This window comes from Myxococcus vastator, assembly GCF_010894475.1.
In the GTDB taxonomy this organism is placed as follows: Bacteria; Myxococcota; Myxococcia; order Myxococcales; family Myxococcaceae; genus Myxococcus; species Myxococcus vastator.
On the sequence record NZ_JAAIYB010000098.1, the window covers coordinates 1 to 21,298 of the forward strand.

Genomic DNA, 21,298 nt, shown 5'->3' on the forward strand with positions numbered 1-21,298 from the left:
GCCCCGGGGCGCCTGCCCTGTCTCTCTCATAGGCGGGGAGGTACACATGTCTGAGAAAGGCTCCGGTGGCCCGCAGGTCATCCGAAGGCAAGGGATGACACTGGAAGGTTCCCGTCGCATCGAAGTACTCAGGCACGAGCGGCGCTGCATCCGCCAACCCCAGCCCCCGAAACTCCGCGACCAGGCGCTGGTTCAGCGAGGCACACTTATCGCGAATGAGCTCCGGCCACCGCCTCCAGAGCGGGAGCTCGGCCTGGAGCGGACGGAGCCGGAGGGAGAGCCGGTAGAGCAGCTCCGCGTGCGGGTGGTAGTGCGCCAGCTCGCGGTATCCCGCCTCCTTCGTCGGCCTGGAGTCGACGATGGGCTGGAGGAAGGCGCGGTAGTACCCGAAGACGTCCTCCAGGCTGTCGCCGTCCCTGACGGAGAAGGGGTCGGTGTTCTCCGCCTTGACGACGGTGGGCACGCCAAAGAAGGCGCTCGCCAGCGCCGTGACGTGGCGCTGTGACACGCCATCCGCATCGTCCAGCCTGTCATTCACCCGCTTCAGTCCGTAGCGGAGGAAGGCCAGGGTCGCCCGGGGAGGCGCGTGACACCCCATCCTGCCCGCGGCACGGAGCAGCACCTTCATGTACGTCTCTCCGGGTGGTGGCTTGCGCAAGCCGTCCACCTTCGCCAGCCCCTGGAGCCCCGCGCCGGTGAAGAGCAGCAGGTTGGGCTCCTTCACGTCGACGAGGGTTTCCTTCCCGTCGTCCAGCCGCATGCGGTCCAGATAGTTGCGCGCGAAGAGCTCCGCGCGGCCCGGAGGGAAGACGACTTGGCGCGCATTCAGGTTGAGGATGAGCGAATGACTGGGGAGATGCCGGTCCGTCAGCCAGGGATAGGCGTTGTACGCCAGCACCAGGTCTCCGGCGGACCAGAGCAGGGGCGCCTCGGCGCTGGCGGAGAGGCCCTCGGTGGAGCGCTGGAGTGAGCGGAAGAGGGAGATATCACCCAGGTCCTCCTGGACCGCCACGACGCGGCTCCGGTCGTCGATGTGGCCTTCCTCCAGGAGGAAGTCGCGGACCACCTCCACCACGTGACAGACCTCACGAGGCCCATGGACGCTGACCTGGCCCCCCGTCAGCGCATGGGCCAGCAGCGGAAAGACGATGAGCGGGAGGTTGTCGAGCACCGGGTAGAGGAACTTGGTGTCATCCAGCCCGCCTTCCATTGAACGCAGCAGGGGCGTGGTCTCCAGCACCCGCCATCTCCGATAGCGCGCGGGCAGCCGCGCCTGACGCTCCCGCGCCAACCGGTCCCCCACGCGCCGGGTGACGGCTGCCGTCAGCGCGGCCGCTCCCGATGCATACACCTCATGACTCGCCCCAATGGCTACGTGCCGCACCCGCATGCGCTCCCCCTGTCCTGGGAAATTTCCATTCACGAACCGTGCGCGCGCGTCCTGCCTTTCATTGCACGGGGAACCCCATACATCAGGCGTTCCCAGAGAACGCGATTGCGTCCCTCGCGGACGCGCCCGCCATCCCTTTCAAGGCTTCGCGGGCTCACGCCCCCTAAGGCAAACAGCAACACACTCACGGTACGAGTCTTGCTCATGTCGGCGCCCCGGAGCCCGAGGCACATCCCCGGGCTCCGCATGCAACCACCCTTCACGAGGTCACCATGAATCAGCGCGAAATCTCCGTCCTGTTGTCTGGTTTGGGTCTGGCGCTTTCTCTTGCCGGATGCGGCACGCCCGCGCAGGACACGCCCGCGGACACGACCCAGGAGACGCAGGCGTCGCTCGCCGGGCAGGTCTACAACGTCCTGGGCGACACGGCGTGCCCCACGGGCTACACGCTGGCCTCTCCCGAAGAGGCCCGGGAGAACCAATCCACCCTGTGCGCCATGCTCGGCACGTGGGACATCGTGCGCCTGGCCAACGGCGGTTCCATGGATGGCGCGGGCTACGGCTGTGGCATCCGGACGGTGGATTCGCGCGGCATGGGCGAGAGCCTCTGCAAGCAGGTGCAACAGTTCACCGAGGTCACCGGCGACGGCACCTGTCCGGCGGGGCTCACGGTGGTCAGCCCGATGGTCGCCCGTGCCAGCCAGAGCGACATCTGCTCGCAGCTGGGCACCTGGGACATCGTCCGGCTCGCTGGCGGCGGCTCCATGGATGGCCCGGGCTACGGCTGCGGCATCCGTGACATCGACACGCGCCCGATGGGGGAGACCCTCTGCGCGCAGCTGACGTTCGTCGAGGTCGTGGGAGACCAGCCGTGCGCCCCGGGGACGGCCCTGCTGGCGCCGACCGAGGCCGAGGCCCGTCAGAGCGAGGTCTGCGCGCTGCTGGGGACGTGGGACGTCGCGCGGCTGGCGGGTGGCGGCGCCATGGACGGCCCGGGCTACGGATGCGGCATCCGCTACTGGGATACGCGCACCCTCGGCAACGCCCTCTGCCAGGCGCTCTAGTCACCGGCTGACACGGCGGTGCCGGGGAACGCCCGTGGCGTCCCGGCATCGCCTCCCGCGCCCGCCATGCGCTTTCTTCATTGTTCGGATGTCCACGTCACCGCCGACTATCGGGCGCTGCCCCTGCGCCGGCTGGGCTGGCGACGCTGGCTGGCGCTGCCAGAGCTGCTGGCAGCGGGGCGGGCGCGCGCCTACGACGAAGCGCCTCGCACGCTCGCCGCCATCGCGCGCGCCATGCCAGCACACGGCGCGCACCATCTCATCCTCTCGGGGGACCTGACGGCCTGCGCGCTCGACCTCGAGTTCCAGGGGGCACGGGACGCGCTGGGCGCGCTGGCGGAGGACCGCGGCCGCTGCACCGTCATCCCCGGCAACCACGACGTGTACACACCGGGCAGCGTGCGCGGCAGGCGCTTCGAGCGCTACTTCGGGCACCTGCTGGAGAGCGACGTGCCCGAGCACCAGCGGGAGGGTGCGTTCCCCTTCGTCCGGCTCGTGGGCGAGGACGCCGCCGTCGTCGGCCTCTGCTCGGCCCGGGTGCCACCGCTGCCGGGCATCTCTCGCGGTGTCATCGGCCCCGCGCAGCTGGACGGACTGGCGGCGATTGTCAGCGACGTCCGGCTCGCGAGCCGGGCCCTCCTCGTCGTCGTACACCACGCGCCCTTGAAGCCCCAAGGCACCGCGGCCCTGGGGCCCTGGGGATTGAGTGACGGCGCCAACCTCTGCAAGCTGCTCCGAGGGCCCCGCCACGCCATCTTGCATGGCCACATCCACCACCGCTTCCACCACCCAGCCACCGCCGAGCGCCCCCACGTATTCGGCGCCGGCTCCTCCACGCAGTCGGGCCGTGAAGGCTACTGGCTCATCGACGTGGAGCGAGGACAGGTGACGGGAGGGACGCTTCAGGTCCCCCCGTTCCCCTGCAGCGCGGCCCAGGCCTGAAGCCGCCGCTCCAGCGCCGTGAAGGTCCACAGGTCCGCTGGGTTGTCGGGCCGCACCAGGGCCAGGTCCCGCTGAAGCGCCTCGCGCGCCTCGACGACGCCCCACTCCGACAGCACCCGCAGCGCCATCAACGAGGACTTGCGCGCCACCAGCGCGAGCAGCACCGCCACGACACGAGGGCTTCGCTCGTCAGCCAACCGCTGCACCGCCTCATGCCGCGCCTCGGGCGTGGCGTCCGGTGCCTCCAGCACCTCGGCCAGCGAGTTGAAGCGCGCATCGTCCAGCAGCGGGCGCGGGCCGGGCCGCGGCGCCCAGTGCTCCACGGTGACGTTCGTCCGGCCCACGCAGACGCACTCCCGGCGCACGCCGTCATCGCCGAAGAGGTCCATGATGCGATCTCTCGACGGCGTGCCGCCCACCAGCAGCTTCCCCGCACGCTCGGAAAGCATGGGGGACATGCCGAGCAGGTGGACGCGCAGCACCGTGGCCTCGGCCAAGGCGCTCTGTTCGGCGGAGACGCGGGGCCACTTGAGGAAGACCTCCGCCATCCCCCGCTCGTGGACATACCAGCGGTACTCCAGCCACACGGCGCTGGGGCGGAGGGCGAAGCGTGCGTCTTCCTGCTCGCGAAGCCGGGGGGCGCCTTCCGCGAGCCCGGTGAAGCAGCGTTCCAGCAGCGCCAGGGCGTCGGAGAGCGTCATGAAGGCGGGGCAGTGTAGCGACGTTTGTCAGGTCGCCGGGCCCTCATCGTTAGTGTACAATCAACACCATTCCCGAGGTCGCCCATGAGTGAAGCAGGACAGCCGCGGTTCACCTTCTTCTGGCAGGCGCACTCCCCCTTCTCGCAGTGGCACCGCTCCGACTTCGTCGTGGACGGCGTGCGCTACGTGTGCGCTGAGCAGTACATGATGGCGGGCAAGGCGCGGCTCTTCGGTGACAACGAGGCGCTGGCGAGCATCCTGTCATCGAGGTCGCCCAAGACGCACAAGGCCCTGGGCCGCAAGGTCCGCGACTTCGACTCCGTGCGCTGGGAGAAGGCGCGTGAGCGCATCGTCTACGAGGGCAACCGCGCGAAGTTCACCCAGAGCCCGGAGCTGCTGAAGGCGCTCCTGGCCACCGCGGGCACGGCGTTGGTGGAAGCCAGCCCCATGGACCGCATCTGGGGTGTGGGGTTGGGCGCGGAGGACCCGCGCATCCATCACCCCGCGAAGTGGCGAGGACTGAATCTGCTGGGCCAGGTCCTCACGAAGCTGCGTGAGGACCTGCTGGCGGAGGGCATCACCGAGGCGGCCCCCGCTGAAGCGTAGGGCTCAGAAGTCGTAGCGCAGGGGCGCCTGGTCCGGCAGGACCAGGTTCACCGTGCCCGAGGTCTTCCCGAACTGCGCCCCGAAGCGCTGCGAAATCGAGGACACGTCGAAGCGAGGCGCGGCCCGCAGGAGCGCCTTGCACATGTCGTTGTTCCCGTCATGCACCAGCACCAGGTTCGCCACCGGTGTCCCGTCCGCGCCCTGCTGGAGGTTCCCATCCCAGGCCAGCGTGTACGTGTGCTCGGCGCAGCCTCCGCCATGCATCACGGCCAGCGACAGGATGCCGCCATCGACCTGGGCGCTCCGGATGTTGATGAGGTCCTTCGGCTCGGGCTTGGGCGTCACCACCAGCGGCTGGACGGCGGCCTTCGCCTCACCGTCCTCGGCAGGCGACGTCGGCGTGGCCTGCGTGTCCTCAGGGGCCGGCGTTGGCACTCCGGCGCTGGCCTCGGCTTCGGCCTCGGCGGGCGGAGGTTCCACCGGCGCCGTGCCCGTCTCCTGCCGGCTCGCACAGCCCGCGAGCAGTCCGCACAACATCACCCCACTCCAGACGAACTTTCGCATACGTCTCCTTATCGCCGCAGCGCGGCCTCGTACGCCGCCAAGGTGCCCTCGGCGGTCCGCTTCCAGGTGAACTTCGCGGCCTGCGCCTTTCCACGCTCCGCGAGCGCCCGCCGTTCCTCCGGCGAATGGAGCAGCCGGTCCAACGCCCTCGCGAGCCCGTTCGCGTCGTCGGGCCCCACGCTCAGCGCGGCGTCGCCACAGACCTCCGGCAGCGAGCCCGCGGTGGAGACGATGGTGGGCGTCCCCAGCCGCATCGCCTCCAGCGGAGGCAGTCCGAACCCCTCGTAGCGAGAGGGGAACACGAACACGGCCGCGCGGCGCATCAGCTCGTAGAACACGGCGTCGGACTGATAGCCGAGCGAGCGCACCTCGAACCCCTCCGAGCGCATCCGGGAGATGCGTGACTCCACGCGACCCGCGCCGAACCAGCTCTGCCCCGCCAGCACCAGCGAGACGGGCCGCCCCCGCAGTCGCAGCCGCTCCAACGCGTCCAGCACCAGGTCCACGTTCTTCCGCACGTCGAGCGAGCCCGCGTAGAGCACGTACTCCTTCGGCAGGGAGAGCGCGCGCAGGAAGTCCTTGCTGGTGTCATCCAGGGCGGGCGCATGGACGTGGTCCACGCCATTGGGCACCACCACCGTGCGCGGCGCCGCTTCCGGGTAGCGGGCCAGCAGGTCCTGCCGCGTGCGCTCGCTCACGCACACCACCTGGTCCGCCACCCGCAGGCTGCGCGACAGCCACAGGCGGAACTGCCAGCGGAACGCGGACGACACCGTCTCCGGCATCAGCAGCGGAATCAAGTCGTGCACCGTCAGCACGTACTTCATGCCGGGCGCGCGGAGGAGGGGCAGGTTGAAGTTGCCGTGTGCGTGGTACAGCGGCGCGTCCGAGCCCTGGAGCACGCGCGGCAAGCCGCCCAGCGTCCAGGCGGTGCGCCCGGCCTTCCCGCGAGGCGCCTCGCCAGAAGACTGCGCCCCCATGCGGATGAGCTGGACGCCGAGCGCCTCCAGGGCGGAGGCCAGGCAACGGGTGTACAGGCCGATGCCGGTGGTCGGCTCGTCCCAGAGTGTCGCGTCGAAGGCGATGGGGCTCATGGACACGGTGCGCCTCATACCACGAGCGTGTGATAGGCAGGACCCGCATGGCGATCCACCAGTTGATACCGAGCTTTGTCCCCGGCGACGCCACCGGGCAGGCCGCGCTGCACCTGCAGCTCCTGCTGCGCCGCATGGGGCACGCGGGCGCGCTGTACGCGGACGAGGTGGGCCCGGGGCTCGAAGGGCTGGCCAGCCCCGCGTCCGCGCTGCGTCCCGCGCCCGGTGACCTGGTCCTCTACCACCATGGCATCGCCTCCCCGCTCAGCAGCCGGCTGATGCACCTGCCCTGCCGGCGCGGCGTCGTCTTCCACAACATCAGCCCCGCACGCTTCTACGAAGGGCTGCCGCTGGCGGACGCGCTGGTGGCGGGACGGGCCCAGCTCGCCGCGATGGCCCCCTTCGCGGAGGTGGCCATCGGCGTGTCGGACTTCAACGCCGCCGAGCTGCGCGTCGCGGGCTACCGCAACGTCCACACGGTGCCCCTCTTCATCGAACCGGAGCGATTCTCCCGCGCCAGCGCGGACGCGAAGCTGCTCCAGCGGCTTGAGGGTCCAGGCCCCGTGCTGCTCGGCGTGAGCCGGGTCATGCCGCACAAGCGCTTCGAGGACCTGCTCGCGCTCCACCGCGAAGTGCTGCGGCTGCGGCCCCAGGCGCGCCTGTTGATGGTGGGCGGCTACGAGCCCGGCAGCCGGTACTTCCGCATGCTCCAGCGCGAGGCGCGCGGCCTGCGCGGCGTGAGCTTCCTGGGACGCCTGAGCCACGCGCAGCTCGTGGCCGCGTACCGGTCCGCCTCCGTCTACGTCTCCATGAGCGAGCATGAGGGCTTCGGCGTCCCCCTCATCGAGGCCATGGCCGCCGAGGTCCCCGTGCTGGCCTACGCGGCCGCCGCGGTGCCGGAGACGTTGGGCGGCGCGGGCGTGGCCTTCGACCAGAAGCGCTTCGCCTTCCTCGCGGAGCTGGCGGTGGACCTGAGCGAGGACCCGGCCCTGCGCGGGCCCGTCATCGCCGGCCAGACGCGGCGGCTGGAGCACTTCTCCGCGCCTTCGGTGCAGACCGCCTTCACGAAGGCGCTGGAGACGGTGCTGCCCCGCCCCGCGCCCAAGAAGCCTGGGAAGGTCCCCGAGCGTCCCCGGGTGGCGCTGGTGGTGCAGCGCTACGGCGAGGTGACGGGCGGCGCGGAGAAGCTCGCCGCGCAGATGGCCGAGCACCTGGCGCCGCACTGGGACCTCACCGTGCTGACGACCTGCGCGAAGAACCACCTCGAGTGGGACAACGCGTTTCCGCCCGGGCCCGACGTCGTGGACGGCATCAAGGTGCTGCGCTTCCCGTCCACGCGGGTGCGCAACATCCGAGGCTTCAACGGCCTGTCGCGGCAGGTGTTCGACAAGAGCAACGAGCGGCTGCGCGAAGAACAGTGGGTGGCCGAGCAGGGCCCCATGTGCCCCGGCCTGCTGCATCACCTGGCCACCGAGCGCGACGCCTACGACGGCTATCTCTTCTTCACCTACCTCTACGCGCCCACGGTGTGGGGCCTGCCGCTGGTGGCGGACCGGGCCCTGCTGGTGCCCACCACGCATGACGAGGCCCCCATCCGCTTCGGTGTGTACCGGGACGTCTTCGAGCGCCCGCGCGCCCTGCTCTGCCTTACGCCGGAGGAGCACACGCTCATCGAGAAGCTCTTCCCCCATCACGCGCCTACGCGGGTGGTGGGCGTGGGCGTGGACCGGCCTCGGGCGGACGGCGCGCGCTTCAAGGAGAAGCACGGCATCCACCGGCACTACCTGCTCTACATCGGCCGTCAGGAGCCGGGCAAAGGCGTGCCCGAGCTGCTGGAGTATCACCAGGCCCTGAAGGAGCGGTTCGAAGACGCGCCGGACCTGGTGCTCGCGGGAGACACCAACATGGCGCTGTCCGGCGAGGGCGTGCGCTATCTGGGCCGCATCGACGAGCAGGACAAACACGACGCGCTGGCGGGGGCATTGGCGGTGGTGGTGCCGTCCCGCTACGAGAGCCTGTCGCTGCTGACGCTGGAGTCCTTCGCCCAGGGCACGCCCGTGCTGGTGAATGGGCGCTCGGACGTGCTGGTGGGACAGGTGGAGCGCAGCGGCGCGGGCCGCGCGTACACGGACCTGGAGTCGTTCATCCAGGGCCTGCGCGAGGTGGGCTCGGAGCGAGGGCCCATGGGCAAGCGGGGCCTGGCGTACGTGAAGAAGCAGGGCTGGCCGCAGGTGGTGGCGGCCTACCGGGAAGAAATGCAACGCATCCTCGAGGAGAAGCGCCAATGAAGTTACTGGGACGGGACATCCCCGCGCGGGAGCTGATTGCCCGCATCGAGGAGCGCCTGCGCACGCGCGGCCTCCCCACCTCCGAGGAAGTGGAGCTGCCTGCCGAAGGCGTGGAGCCCCGGGTGGAGCCGCTGACGTTCAACCTGCATGCGCTGGAGGAATACGCGGACGCCACGCGCGCCCTCCCCCTGCACACCCACCGGGGTGGCGTGGGACAAGTCGTCCTGCTGGCCAAGTGGGCCTTCCGCAAGTCGTGCCAGGTGTTCATCAACGAGGCGCTCGGCAGGCAGCGCGTGTTCAACGGGCACGTGCGCGACTCCTACGCGCAGCTGTCCGCCGAGGTGCTCCGCCTGCGTCGCGAGGTGGAGGCGCTCCGGGCACGTCCCGTCCCCGCGGCTTCCGATGCGGCGGTGCCGCAGCAGGCGCGCGCAGAGCGGCGCGAGCACGAAGCGGCGCCATCCGCCGTGGCGCGGCCGGCGACCGAGGCGGCCACCATGGTCGACACCGTGCTGCCCAAGCCGCGTGCCCCCCAGGCCCATCCGCGGAAGCCAGCACGGCCGAAGCAGCCCGTGGGCGCGGCTTCTCCGGACGTGGAGTCGACCTCGGCTCCCCGTGCGCCAGCCCCGAGCAAGACGGCCCGCGCGAAGAAGGCCGCGCCCTCCGCGCCCGCACAACCCGCTGCGGAGGCTTCGCCGCGCCGGAACGTCTCCGGCAGCAAGAAGAAGCGCCGCAACAAGAAGTCCCGCTGAACACCACCCGAGGCGGGGCGCGGCGCCGGGACTTCAGGCCGTGTGTCCTGGTGCGTGCGAGGCGGGAATCCGCCGACACCTTGCATTGACGGCTCATCCGCACCTGTGCTCAATCGAACGCGTGCATGGGCCCTCCGTCAGCGTCGTCATCCCCGCATACAACGAGGGCCAGCGGCTGCCTCGCTTCGTCGCGGAGCTCACGCGCGTGTTCCTCGAGCGGAGCGCCCCGCCGGTGGAGTTCGTCGTCGTCGACGATGGCAGCGCGCCCGAGCACGCCGAGCTCCAGCGCGCCAGCGTCGAGGCGGCCCAGGCCCACGTCGCCAGCACGGGGGCACGACACCAGTTCACCTACGTGGCGGCGCCTCGCAACCAGGGAAAGGGCTCGGCCATCCGGCTCGGCTGGCGTCACGCGTCAGCGGGCGTCACGTGGCTGGCCTTCCTGGACGCGGATGGCGCCATCAACGCCGAGGAGTTCCACCGGCTGGTGGAGCTGAGCGCCTCGGAGCTGGCGCGGAACGTGGACGTCCTGGCCGGCTCGCGCATCCTCATGGCCGGACGCCGCGTCGTGCGCAGCCTCCACCGGCACCTCCAGGGCCGCGTCTTCGCCACGCTCACGGACGCGAACTTCAAGCTCCACTTCTACGACACCCAGTGCGGGGTGAAGTTCATCCGCGCGGACCTGCTGCGGCCACTCCTGGACGTGCTCCAGGAGCAGCGCTGGCTGCTGGACGTGGAGCTGCTGGTGCTGCTGAAGCGCCAGGGCGCGCGCTTCCTGGAGGTCCCCATCGACTGGGAGGACTTCGGGGGTTCCAAGGTCATCCCGGGGCTCGACGCGGCGCGCATGTTCTGGGGACTGCTGCAGCTGCGTCAGCGCCTGGCGCGTGTGTCCCTGCCTACCCACCGAGTGTAGGCGTGCAGCCCCTCCATGCCTGCACGGCGAGGTAGACCCTCACGTCCAGTGACAAGCCCGCTTGATTTCCGGACGGCACCCCGCGAAATAGGTCTCGCCTGGAAGCCGTTTCTCCAGGTTCCTCCCACACTGTTCGTGACATGCGCGCCTTGACTGACCTGCCCTCCGACCCCACCCCTCCTCTGACCCTGGGCCTGCCGGGCTTTGTCTTCGAGGACCTGTATCGCCCCGCCGGGCTGCGCCGGCTCGCGGAGCGCTTCGACGCGCAACTCGCCGAGGATGAGCCCGAGCTCTTCCAGGCCTTCGACGCGTACCGCAAGTCTGGCGGCAAGAGCGTCAGCGGCGCCGCGGAGTCGGACCTGCTCGTCCGCGTGTCGCGCCACGTGTCCCGCTTCGTCTCGCGCCTGTTCCGCGTGGAGCAGGAGCTGGAGCGCCTGTCCGGCCGCCTCAAGGGCGAGCTGCCGCTCTTCGACTTCAAGCGCGAGTTCATCACCCGCCGCGTCTTCAAGAAGGGCGCCGCGGACCGCCCGGCGCTGGCGGAGTTCCCCTCGCTGGACGCGCGCATGCGGCTGATGCTCCAGCTGGGCTTCCCGGAGGCACTGGCCACCGGGGACCTGGAGCGGGGCCTGGCGGAGTCCATCCTCTCGCTGATGGACCTGGAGCGCCTGTTCTCCAACGCGCTGCCCGCCGAGCGTCAGGGGGAGGCGGAGGCCCTGCGCGCCCGCTGGTCCGCGCTGCGCGAGGTGCTGCTGTCCACGCCCGAGGGCCAGGACGCCTTCGGCTCCAGCCTCGTCACGCAGGGCGATGACGCCGCGGAGCTCCAGTCCGTGCGCGCGCTGCTGTCGCTGGCGGACCGCTGGACGTACGCGCGGGCGCTGCACCCGGAGACGAAGGACATCTTCCACGCCTGGCCCACCCACCGGATTCCCAAGCCGCTGGTGTTCGACCAGCTCGTCCACCTCCAGCGTCCGGACACCGCGCTGCCCGAGGCCACCGAGGGCCTGGCGCACCACCTCCGCCACCGCGACGGGTTCAAGCTCACCGACCGCCGGGGCACCTCGCGCGACGTGATGAACGAGGTGGACTACTGCGTGCTCTGCCACGAGCGGCAGAAGGACTCGTGCTCCAAGGGCTTCCCCGCCAAGGACCCGGTGGCCGAGGGGCACCACTACAAGAAGAACCCGCTGGGCATCCCCCTCAACGGGTGCCCGCTCGACGAGCGCATCTCCGAGGCGCACCTGCTCAAGCGGGAGGGCAACTCCGTGGCCGCGCTGGCCATGGTGACGCTCGACAACCCGATGTGCCCCGGCACCGGTCACCGCATCTGCAATGACTGCATGAAGGCCTGCATCTTCCAGAAGCAGGAGCCGGTGAACATCCCCCTGGCGGAGACGGCCACGCTCACGGACGTGCTGAACCTGCCGTGGGGCTTCGAAATCTACGGCCTGCTCACGCGGTGGAACCCGCTCAACGTCCGCCGCCCGTACGCGCTGCCCTACGTGGGCCGCAACGTGCTGGTGGTGGGCCTGGGCCCCGCCGGCTACACGCTGTCGCACTACCTGCTCAACGAGGGCTTCGGCGTCACGGGCATCGACGGCCTCAAGATTGAGCCCTTCCCCGACGCGCTCGTGGGCCGCAACGGCCACGCGCTCCAGCCCATCCGCGACTGGTCCGCGCTCACCACCGAGCTGGACGAGCGCGTCCTGGAGGGCTTCGGCGGCGTGTCCGAGTACGGAATCACCGTGCGCTGGGACAAGAACTTCCTCACGCTCATCCACCTCACGCTGGCGCGCCGGGAGAGCTTCCGCATCCACGGCGGCGTGCGCTTCGGTGGCACCCTCACGGTGGAGGACGCGTGGGCGCTGGGCTTCGACCACATCGCCATCGCCGCCGGCGCGGGCCGCCCGACCATCATCGGGATGAAGAACAACCTCATCCGGGGCATCCGCAAGGCCAGTGACTTCCTGATGGCGCTCCAGCTCAGCGGCGCGTTCAAGAAGGACTCGCTGGCGAACCTCCAGGTGCAGCTGCCCGCCATCGTCATCGGCGGCGGCCTCACCGGCGTCGACACCGCCACGGAGCTGATGGCGTACTACCCGGTGCAGGTGGAGAAGGCGCTCGCCCGCCACGAGAAGCTGGTGTCCCAGGTGGGCGAGGAGGCCGTGCTGGCCCGGCTCGACGCGGAGGAGCGCGTCACCTACCAGACGTTCCTGGAGCACGGCCGCGCCGTGCGCGCGGAGCGCCAGCAGGCGAAGGCTCTGGGCCGTGAGCCGGACTTCATCAAGCTGGTGCGCGCGTGGGGCGGCGTCAGCCTCGTCTACCGCCGCGGCCTCACCGAGTCCCCCGCCTACCGCCTCAACCACGAGGAAGTGACGAAGGCGCTGGAGGAAGGCATCCGCTTCATCGAGCGCATGAGCCCGGTGGAGGCCCTGCCGGACGCCTCCGGCGCGGTGCGCGCGCTGCGCTTCGAGCGCATGGTGACGGTGGACGGCAAGCTCAAGGGCAGCGGCCAGTTCTTCGAGCTGCCCGCGCGCACGGTGTGCGTCGCCGCCGGCACGTCCCCCAACGTCACGTATGAGAAGGAATACCCGGGCACCTTCCAGCTCGACGCGCGCGGCGAGTACTTCCAGAGCCACGAGCTGGTGGATGCGGAAGATGGCTTCTCGCTGGCGCCCGTGAAGGCGAAGGAGGACCCGGCGGCGAAGACGGGCTTCTTCACGTCGTACCAGCAGGACGGCCGCTTCATCTCCTTCTACGGCGACAACCACCCGACCTACGCGGGCAACGTGGTGAAGGCCATGGCCAGCGCGAAGGATGGTCACCCGCAGGTGGCGCGGCTGTACGCGAAGGAAGTGGCCGCGCTCGACTTCACCGACGAGGTGGCCCAGGCCGCGCGTGACGCGCGCCGCGCCGCGCACTTCGCCAGGCTGGACGAGGCGTTCACCGCCACGGTGGTGGCCGTCAACCGGCTGACGCCGACCATCGTCGAGGTGGTGGTGCGCGCGCCCTTCGCGGCCAGCCACTTCTCCCCCGGTCAGTTCTACCGGCTGCAGAACTTCGAGCGAAACGCGCCCGTGGTGGACGGCGTGCGCCTCACCATGGAGGGCCTGGCCCTCACCGGCGCCTGGGTGGACAAGGAGAAGGGGCTGATGGGCACCATCGTGCTGGAGATGGGCTCGTCCTCGCGCCTGTGCGCCGCGCTCAAGCCCGGTGAGCCCGTGGTGCTGATGGGCCCCACCGGCGCGCCCACGGAGATTGGCCACGACGAGACGGTGGTGCTCGTGGGCGGCGGCCTGGGCAACGCGGTGCTCTTCTCCATCGCCCGCTCGCTCAAGGCGGCCGGCTGCCGCGTCGTGTACTTCGCCGGCTACCGGCAGAAGTCGGACTCCTTCAAGCACGACGAAATCGAGGCCGGCACGGACCAGATTGTGTGGTCCGTGGACACCGGGGACACGATTGAGCCGCGCCGGCCGCAGGACTCGGCGTTCCGGGGCAACGTGGTGCAGGCGATGGTGGCCTACGCGGAGGGCAGGCTGGGCCCCGCGCCCGTCGTCTCCCTGGCGGACGTGGACCGCATCATCGCCATCGGCTCGGATGGAATGATGCGCGCGGTGGCCGAGGCCCGGCACGGCGTCCTCCAGCCGCACCTCAAGCCAGGGCACGAGGCCATCGGCTCCATCAACTCGCCGATGCAGTGCATGATGAAGGAGATCTGCGCCCAGTGCCTCCAGCGGCACGTGGACCCGGTGACGGGCAAGGAGACGTGGGTGTTCTCCTGCTACAACCAGGACCAGCGGCTGGACCAGGTGGACTTCGTCAACCTCCGGCAGCGCCTGCGCGGCAACACCGTCATGGAGAAGGTCGCGGACGTCTACCTGGCGGAGCTCTTCAAGCAGGCCCCGCACCTCAAGCGCGTCTGAGGCGAGCGGGCCGTGCCCGTCTTCACCGGCGCGTGCCGGTGAAGACGCGAATCATCTCCTGATAGTTCTGGATGAGGTCTTCCTCGCGCGTCAGGACGACGTCGACGTTCGCATCGCCATGCGCTCTGCGGGCGTCGGCCAGCGTCTGGAAGGCCTCCACCTGGGCGCGCATCGACGCCACCTGCGGCGCCATGCCCTGCTGCTGCTCGGGCGGCAGCTTCGCCTGGAGCGCCTCCAGCTTCTTCAGCTCCTCTTCGTACTGGAGCGTGCGCCCCAGCTGCCGCTGGCTGATGACGGCGGTGACGACCTCGGCGATGCCGTTGACGTCCGCCTCGGAGAGCTGGGCCTCGCGGCGCGCCTCGGCCTCCGCCTTGGCCTTGGCCTCCACCACCTTCAGGCCCTCGCGCGCGGCGGCCATGGCCTCCGGGGTGCCCGCGTCCACCAGCGCCCCCAGGTTCTGCAGGCCCTTCATCAACGAGCCATACACCTCCAGCATGCGCCGCTGGTAGCCCACGTACGCATCCAGCTTCTCCTTCGTCACCGGGTAGGGGCCGGCCTCCACGACACGGTCGGCGGCGCTGGGAGCCTGCTCGCCCACCACCCCGGCGGGCGGCCCGGAGGCGTCCTCGGGTTTCTTGCAGGCCGAGAAGGCCACGAGCACCCACAGTCCCCACAGCACCTTGCGCACGCGCGTTCCTCCAGACGGGACATGTCAGCCCCTCATGTATGCTTCGGCAACCTGGGCGGTGAGAGGCGTCCCGCCTCTGTCTGTCACGGTGGGGTTGTTCCGGCCACTGAACAATCGCCGCATTACCTTTGACCAACCCCGCCGCGCTCGTGTACGAACCGCGGTTCTGTCGAAAGCGGTGGAGGGAATTTGAGGCTTTTCCTGGTTAGGCACGCGGATGCGGACGCGGAGATCCCCGAGGGTCTCGGTGACGAGGCGCGCGCCCTCACCGCGAAGTCTCGCACCAGCACCGCCCAGCACTTCGCCTCGCTGACCGAGCGCATTGGTCCCGTGGGGCGCATCCTGACCAGCCCGCTGGTTCGCACGGTGCAGACGGCGCAGATCCTCTCCATCTCCGCCAGGTTCGAGGGCCCGCTGAAGGTGCATCGCTGCCTGCTGCCCGACATGCCCGTGGGCGCGGTGGAGCCGGTGCTCACCGAGTACGCCGATGAGAATCTCGTCCTCGTCGGTCACCAGCCGTCCATGGGCGCCCTGGCGGCCCATCTGCTCGGCATGCAGTCCTTCCCCAAGCCCGTCAACCCGGGCACCGTCATCGGCCTGGAGCGCGCGGAGGGGGAGTCTTCACCGCCGTTCAAGTTCCTGTTCTACGCCGCCCCGGGTCAGCAGGTGCTCGACATCATCCAGTGAGGCCGTCACGGCCATGATGGACGAAGCTCGCTACAACCAGCTGGTCTCCGCCGCGTTCAAGCGCATCCTCGCCGCGGCGGATGCCATCGACCCCGACATCCTGGAAGCCGACAGCACCGGCGACATGGTGACGCTCACCGCGGCCTCGCGGGAGAAGTGCATCGTCAACACCCAGCGCGCCGTGCGGCAGGTCTGGGTGGCGGGCCGGGGTCAGGGCATCCACTTCGACTACGACGCGGCCACCGGCACCTGGAAGGACGACAAGGGCCGGGGCCTGGAGCTGATGTCGTTCGTCGCGGACGTGGTCCGCGGCATCGCCGGCGCGGACTTCGTCTACCCTGGCTGAGGCCTGCCGCTCGCGGCTTCCACCCAATCCCCACCCGCGGCCTGAGCGCGGCGCAGGGCCTCACCGGCCTCCTTGAGGAGGCTGCCGAAGCTGACCTGAGCCAGCGCGCCCGCCACGGGTCCACGGCCCGGCGGGGGCTCGGAGACGGCGACGCCCACGGAGGCGCTGGCGCCCTCGAAGGCCGTCAGGGACTTGATGAGCTCGCGCAGGCGCTGCCCCACCACCAGCGCGCCGGAGCGCGGCGTGTGCGGCAGGAAGACGACGAAGCGGCTGTCCGAGAGGGGCACGGCGACGTCGATGTCGCGCACGCCGGACACGAGCAGGCCCAGGGCCTCGGCGAGCGCGAGCTTCCGCGCGGCGGGGGCCAGGGGCGCCGCTTTCTCCGCGAACTTGTCGATGTCCACCAGCAGGACGGCGATGGGGTAGCGGTAGCGCCGGCTGCGCTTCACTTCCATCAACATCAACCGCTTGAGGAACTCGAAGTCCGGAGAGGAGCCGATGGCCGCCAGGTCGGACCGGCTGATGCGGCTGCCGGCGGGAACAGGCGTGGGAGCCAGCGCGGGGAAGGCGCCGGAGTGCCGGGCCCCCACCGAGGGAGGCGGAGCGCTGGAGGCCGGCGTCGCGGCGCTCGCGCTGGAGGCGTCAGGCACGCTCGTGGATGCGGCGCCAGGGTCCGCGGGTTTCGCCTCCGGGTCAGCCGCGGCCTCGGGCGGAGACGCCTGCGCGGACGACGGCGGCAGTCCGTCCTCCGCTGGAGCGACCGCGTCCGCGGCCTGCGGCGCTGAGCCCGTCGCTGCTTCAGGCAGGCTCGTCGACTCGGGAGACGTCTCGAGAGCGGCTCCGGACGCAGCGACGGCCTCCGTGGCCACGGGGCGGTCCTCGGACGCTTGCCCGGCGTCACCCGGCTCGTCGTCCACTGGCTCCGCGTGGAGCAGCGGAAGGTCGTCTTCCTCTGCAGCCTGCGACTCCACTGTGGCCGAAGCAGGCGCCGCGCCCGCCTCCGGGGCCGTGCTGCCCACCCCGGAGGACGGCGACGTGATGGGCTCTTCGTCCAGCTCGGGCGGCAGTGAAGCGGTCGCCGCGCCGCGGCCCTCGGGCAACGGTGCATCCGCCTCGTGCGGAGCCGGCACCACCAGCGCCTGCGCGCTCCCGGCTTCCGGTGCCTCCACGTCGAGCGGCGGCGGAGGGGTCATGCCCCGCGCGTTCGCGCTCTCGACAGGCGCACCCACGTCGTCCAGCGGCGGCGGTGGCGGAACCATCCGCCCGCCCAACGCACCCGGCAGCGGCGGAGGGCCGCCCTCGTGAGCGGCCCCATCGAGCGGAGGGGGCGGCGGCCGTGGGCCCACGGAGGCCGCCCGCCGCAGCGCCTCTTCGCGCTGGACGAGCAGGGACACACACGTCAGCACCGTGGGGCGCTTCAGCGGCCCTACCAGGCACCCGTCCGCGCCCGCCTGGGCGGCACGCGTGTCCGCCTGCTCTTCCTCCGGCGAGTACAACAGCAACACCGGCGCGGCGAGGCCTTCGGCCCGCACACTCCGGCACAGCGCCTCACCGTCCAGGGCGCCCGTCGCGGACGCCAGCAGGACGGTGGGCGTGCGTTCCCGCACCGTGCGCAGCGCCTCGTCGACGCTGCTCACCCAGGACACTTCGTGACCGGCGGCCTCCAGGTAGCGGCGCAGAGCGCCCGCCACCGGTGCGGAGGGCTCGGCGAGGACGATGGAGGACATCAAACCTCCATGACCTCCTTCTCCTTCTTCTTCACGATTTCATCCACCTGCGTGATGCCCGCGTCGGTCTGCTTCTGCACGACCTCGGTGATGCGCTTGTGGTCGTCCTCGGTGATCTTCTTGTCCTTCAGCTGCGTCTTCAGCGCCTCGTTCGCGTCGCGGCGGAGGTTGCGGATGGCGACCTTGAACTCCTCGCCCTTGTTCTTCACCTGCTTGGCGATGTCCTTGCGGCGCTCCTCGGTGAGCGGCGGGAAGGGCAGGCGAATCATCTCGCCGTCGTTCATCGGGTTGATGCCCAGGTTCGCCTCGCGCAGCGCCTTCTCGATGTCCTTGAGGACGCTCTTCTCCCACGGCTTGATGGTGATGAGCCGGGGCTCGGGCGCGTTCACGCTGGCCACGCCGGACAGCGGCGTCGGCGTGCCGTAGTAGTCCACCCGAACGCCATCCAGGATGGCGATGCTGGCGCGGCCCGTGCGGACCTTCGTCAGGTCCGTGCGCAGGCCCTCGAGCGACTTGTCGATACGGCCCTTCAGTTCGGCGACGACGTCTCCACTCATTGCGTTCTCTCCTTGAGTGCTTGCCGGTTGGGTCGGGGCTCAGGCCCAGACCGTCTCGCTGCCACCCACCAACGTACCAATGTCCCCATCATCCAGCACCGCGCGGCGGATGTTGCCCTGCTGCGTCAGGTCGAACACGATGATGGGCAGCTTGTTGTCCATGCACAGCGAGATGGCCGTGGAGTCCATGACGTTGAGGTTCTGCTTCAACACGTCCATGTACGTCAGCGACCGGTAGCGCCGCGCGGTGGGGTCCTTCTTCGGGTCCGCGTTGTACACCCCGTCCACCTTGGTCGCCTTCAGGATGACCTGCGCGTTGATTTCCATGGCGCGCAGCGAGGCGGCGGTGTCGGTGGTGAAGTACGGGTTGCCGGTGCCCGCCGCGAAAATCACCACGCGGCCCTTCTCCAGGTGGCGCACCGCGCGCCGGCGGATGTACGGCTCGGCAATCTGCTCCATCTTGATGGCGGACAGCACGCGCGTGTGCAGGCCCTTCTTCTCCAGCGCGTCCTGCATGGCCATGGAGTTGATGCAGGTGGCCAGCATGCCCATGTAGTCGGCGCTGGCGCGGTCCATGCCCTCCGTGGCGCCCGCGACGCCGCGGAAGATGTTGCCGCCGCCAATCACCAGGGCGACCTCCACGCCGGCCTGCGCCACCTCGATGACTTCCTCGGCGATGCCCATCAGCGTGGGCGGATGGATGCCGTACTTCCCCTCCCCCATCAGGGCCTCGCCCGAGAGCTTGAGGAGAATGCGCTTATACGGGAGCGGCTTCTTCGTGTCGGAGGACATGCGCCACCGCTTCTATCCCCCGCTCCGCGAGGGATCAACGCTGGAGTCGGTGGGCCCGCCCGACATCGTCCGCTGGCGGTCGCACGGGGAGGGGCCAATCAGACCCGCAAAAGCGAGGGCCGCGTCGCCCGGACGCCCCGTGGGGGGTGGTTCCGGTGCGCGCGGCCCTTGTCAGCCCTGCGTCCAGGCTCGCGGCCCCATGGGGACCGCGGAGGCCTTACGCCTGGCCCAGCGTCTTGGCGACTTCGGCGGCGAGGTCGTCCTTCTTCTTCTCGATGCCCTCACCCACCTCGTAGCGGACGAAGCGGCGCACGGAGACCTTCTCGCCAATCTTCGCGGCGCGCTCGGAGATCATCTCGCCGACCTTCTTCTTGTCGTCCTTCACCCAGAGCTGGTCCACGAGGCACACGCCCTCGTAGTACTTCTCCATCTTCCCGACGAGGATCTTCTCCAGCATCGCCTCAGGCTTGCCCTGCTGCTTGAGGATGTCGCGCTGGATCTCCTTCTCCTTGTCCAGGTTGTCCGTGGGGACCTCTTCACGACGGACGAACTTGGGGCTGGCCGCGGCGACCTGCATGGCCACGTCCTTCACCAGCTCCTGGAAGTCGGGGTTGCGAGCGACGAAGTCCGTCTCGCAGTTCACCTCGACGATGACGCCGATGCGGCCACCGTGAACGTAGGTGCCGATGACGCCCTCGGCGGCAACGCGGCCTTCCTTGCCAGCGGCCTTGGCGATGCCCTTCTTGCGCAGCCACTCCTCGGCCTTGGCGAAGTCGCCACCGGACTCGGCGAGCGCCTTCTTGCAGTCCATCATGCCCGCGTTGGTCCGCTCGCGGAGCTCCTTCACCATCTGGGCGCTAACTTCGGCCATCGTCGTCTCCTGCCTCCGCCACTCCAGGGCGCACCGCGCCGGGCGAAGCATTGCAAGTTCAAGGGGATACTGCGGCACCAGGGAAACAGAGGCGGCCGGGGAGCTGGCCCGAACAGGCGCCACCCGGCCGCTTCGGCACTGACGTGAGAAAGGGACGGCTACTCGGCCGCCGGCTCGCTCGCGGGAGCAGCGGCCTCGGGAGCAGCGGCCTCGGGGGCAGCGACCTCGGGGGCCGCGGCGACAGGGGCTGCGGTCCTCATCTCAACGAGGGGGCCACGGCGGTCGCCGCCACGGTCACCACCCCGGTGGTCACGACGGTCATCGCGGCGGTCACCCCGGCGCGGGCCACGGCGGTCATCGCGGCGGTCACCCCGGTCATGGCCCTCGCGCTCCTCCTGCTCGTCGCGCTCGGCGGCGCCCGAGGCGCGGTAACGCGCGGCGCCCTCGATGCAGGACTCGGCGATCTTGGAGGTGAAGAGCTTGATGGAGCGGATGGCGTCGTCGTTGCCCGGGATGACGAAGTCGATGCCGTCCGGATCGCAGTTGGTGTCCACCAGGCCGATGACCGGGATGCCCAGGCGGCTCGCCTCGTGGATGGCGATGTGCTCCTTCTTCGGGTCGATGACGAAGACGCAGCGGGGCAGCTTCGACATCTCCTTCACGCCGCCCAGGTTCTTCTCCAGCTTCTCGCGCTCACGCTCGAGCAGGGCGACTTCCTTCTTGGGCAGGCGCTCGAAGGTGCCGTCCTCGGACATCTTCTCCAGCGTCTTCAGGCGGTCGATGCCCTGCTTGATGGTCTTGAAGTTGGTCAGCGTGCCACCCAGCCAGCGGCTGGTGACGAAGTACTGACCGGCGCGCGCGGCCTCCTCGCGGACCACGTCCTGCGCCTGCTTCTTGGTGCCGACGAAGAGCACCGAGCCACCGCGCGCGGTGATGTCCGCCACGAAGCGGAACGCCGAGCGGGCCATCACGACCGTCTTCTGCAGGTCGATGATGTAGATGCCGTTGCGGGCGCCGAAGATGAACGGCTTCATCTTCGGGTTCCAGCGCTTCGTCTGGTGGCCGAAGTGAACACCGGCCTCCAGGAGCTGCCTCATCGTGATGCCACCGGCGGCGGCCATCGCCTGCTGCTGCGTCTGCGTGTCCTGCGTTTCCATGTGTCTCTCCGGTTGTTCCGCCACGTTCGAGAAACCTTCCGGCCGAAACGACCACGGGGGAGTCCCTCTCCGAGGAGAGGCGCTCACCCACAGAGGCACCGGCGACCGGCACGAACGTGTGAGTAGTGGGTACTGCCTGGGGTGGACGTCCCCCCGACCCCATCCCTTGGGGCGGGGGGTCCTTAACAGAACCCCTCCGGGCCGCGCAAGCTTCGCCGCACCGCCCGTCCGGGCAGGGACGGCAC

The 21,298-nt window shown here is 70.0% G+C and carries 19 protein-coding genes; 9 read left to right on the forward strand and 10 right to left on the reverse strand.

The features are described from left to right. Positions 1-1,351: hypothetical protein (locus G4D87_RS12550; RefSeq protein WP_163782252.1), on the reverse strand; the 1,351-nt coding region annotated here is incomplete at its 3' end. A gap of 311 nt (positions 1,352-1,662) precedes the next feature. Here G4D87_RS12550 and G4D87_RS12555 point away from each other — a divergent pair. Together G4D87_RS12555 and G4D87_RS12560 are read left to right on the forward strand one after the other, a co-directional pair. Then, a complete protein-coding gene (locus tag G4D87_RS12555) occupies positions 1,663-2,454 on the forward strand; it encodes a hypothetical protein (protein WP_163782254.1) in 792 nt (263 codons plus the stop codon). 66 nt (positions 2,455-2,520) lie between these two features. Continuing rightward, complete coding sequence (locus G4D87_RS12560) at positions 2,521-3,396, forward strand: metallophosphoesterase family protein (protein WP_163782256.1); 876 nt, start codon at positions 2,521-2,523, stop codon at positions 3,394-3,396. Here G4D87_RS12560 and G4D87_RS12565 read toward each other — a convergent pair. Continuing rightward, positions 3,357-4,097, reverse strand: coding sequence for a hypothetical protein (locus tag G4D87_RS12565; RefSeq protein ID WP_163782258.1), 741 nt, complete (start codon positions 4,095-4,097; stop codon positions 3,357-3,359). The genes G4D87_RS12560 and G4D87_RS12565 overlap by 40 nt on opposite strands. Before the next feature lie 84 nt (positions 4,098-4,181). On the opposite strand from G4D87_RS12565, the gene ybiA reads away from it, so the two are divergent. Further along, positions 4,182-4,703, forward strand: a complete 522-nt coding sequence (ybiA, locus tag G4D87_RS12570; RefSeq protein ID WP_163782260.1) for a riboflavin biosynthesis intermediates N-glycosidase — start codon at positions 4,182-4,184, stop codon at positions 4,701-4,703. A 3-nt stretch (positions 4,704-4,706) separates the two neighbouring features. On the opposite strand, the gene G4D87_RS12575 is transcribed toward ybiA, so the two are convergent. Then, positions 4,707-5,267, reverse strand: a complete 561-nt coding sequence (locus tag G4D87_RS12575; protein WP_163782262.1) for a hypothetical protein — start codon at positions 5,265-5,267, stop codon at positions 4,707-4,709. A gap of 8 nt (positions 5,268-5,275) precedes the next feature. After that, positions 5,276-6,361, reverse strand: coding sequence for a glycosyltransferase family 4 protein (locus G4D87_RS12580; protein WP_163782264.1), 1,086 nt, complete (start codon positions 6,359-6,361; stop codon positions 5,276-5,278). Positions 6,362-6,408: 47 nt separating this feature from the next. Here G4D87_RS12580 and G4D87_RS12585 point away from each other — a divergent pair, with 47 nt between their 5' ends. From G4D87_RS12585 to G4D87_RS12600, 4 genes are all read left to right on the forward strand, one after another. Next, positions 6,409-8,649: a glycosyltransferase family 4 protein gene (locus G4D87_RS12585; RefSeq protein ID WP_163782266.1), complete on the forward strand. Its 2,241-nt coding sequence runs from the start codon at positions 6,409-6,411 to the stop codon at positions 8,647-8,649. Beyond that, positions 8,646-9,398, forward strand: coding sequence for a hypothetical protein (locus G4D87_RS12590; protein ID WP_163782268.1), 753 nt, complete (start codon positions 8,646-8,648; stop codon positions 9,396-9,398). The genes G4D87_RS12585 and G4D87_RS12590 overlap by 4 nt, the downstream gene beginning before the upstream one ends. A gap of 121 nt (positions 9,399-9,519) precedes the next feature. After that, positions 9,520-10,308 (forward strand): dolichyl-phosphate beta-glucosyltransferase, encoded by a 789-nt coding sequence (locus G4D87_RS12595; protein WP_163782270.1) that lies wholly within the window; start codon positions 9,520-9,522, stop codon positions 10,306-10,308. A gap of 140 nt (positions 10,309-10,448) precedes the next feature. Further along, positions 10,449-14,228 (forward strand): FAD-dependent oxidoreductase, encoded by a 3,780-nt coding sequence (locus G4D87_RS12600; RefSeq protein WP_163782272.1) that lies wholly within the window; start codon positions 10,449-10,451, stop codon positions 14,226-14,228. A gap of 22 nt (positions 14,229-14,250) precedes the next feature. Here the strand turns inward: G4D87_RS12600 and G4D87_RS12605 are convergent, their stop codons facing one another. Continuing rightward, the gene (locus G4D87_RS12605; RefSeq protein ID WP_163782274.1) at positions 14,251-14,916 is read right to left on the reverse strand and encodes a hypothetical protein; all 666 of its coding nucleotides are present in this window, start codon (positions 14,914-14,916) and stop codon (positions 14,251-14,253) included. Positions 14,917-15,105: 189 nt separating this feature from the next. Between G4D87_RS12605 and G4D87_RS12610 the strand changes: the two genes are divergently transcribed. Both G4D87_RS12610 and cyaY read left to right on the forward strand, forming a co-directional pair. Next, the gene (locus tag G4D87_RS12610; RefSeq protein ID WP_163782275.1) at positions 15,106-15,603 is read left to right on the forward strand and encodes a SixA phosphatase family protein; all 498 of its coding nucleotides are present in this window, start codon (positions 15,106-15,108) and stop codon (positions 15,601-15,603) included. 13 nt (positions 15,604-15,616) lie between these two features. Beyond that, complete coding sequence (cyaY, locus tag G4D87_RS12615) at positions 15,617-15,949, forward strand: iron donor protein CyaY (RefSeq protein WP_163782277.1); 333 nt, start codon at positions 15,617-15,619, stop codon at positions 15,947-15,949. Here cyaY and G4D87_RS12620 read toward each other — a convergent pair. The 5 genes from G4D87_RS12620 to rpsB all read right to left on the reverse strand — a co-directional run bounded on the left by G4D87_RS12620 (position 15,937) and on the right by rpsB (position 21,053). Next, positions 15,937-17,676 carry a diguanylate cyclase gene (locus G4D87_RS12620; protein WP_163782279.1) on the reverse strand — a complete coding sequence of 580 codons (1,740 nt, stop codon included), beginning with the start codon at positions 17,674-17,676 and terminating at the stop codon, positions 15,937-15,939. The genes cyaY and G4D87_RS12620 overlap by 13 nt on opposite strands. Beyond that, a complete protein-coding gene (gene frr / locus G4D87_RS12625) occupies positions 17,676-18,233 on the reverse strand; it encodes a ribosome recycling factor (RefSeq protein ID WP_163782281.1) in 558 nt (185 codons plus the stop codon). The genes G4D87_RS12620 and frr overlap by 1 nt, the downstream gene beginning before the upstream one ends. A 39-nt stretch (positions 18,234-18,272) precedes the next feature. Continuing rightward, positions 18,273-19,025, reverse strand: coding sequence for a UMP kinase (gene pyrH, locus G4D87_RS12630; protein ID WP_163782283.1), 753 nt, complete (start codon positions 19,023-19,025; stop codon positions 18,273-18,275). Between the two features lie 217 nt (positions 19,026-19,242). Continuing rightward, positions 19,243-19,896 (reverse strand): translation elongation factor Ts, encoded by a 654-nt coding sequence (tsf, locus tag G4D87_RS12635; protein WP_163782285.1) that lies wholly within the window; start codon positions 19,894-19,896, stop codon positions 19,243-19,245. A gap of 158 nt (positions 19,897-20,054) precedes the next feature. Beyond that, complete coding sequence (gene rpsB, locus G4D87_RS12640; RefSeq protein ID WP_163782287.1) at positions 20,055-21,053, reverse strand: 30S ribosomal protein S2; 999 nt, start codon at positions 21,051-21,053, stop codon at positions 20,055-20,057. Positions 21,054-21,298 lie beyond the last annotated feature (245 nt).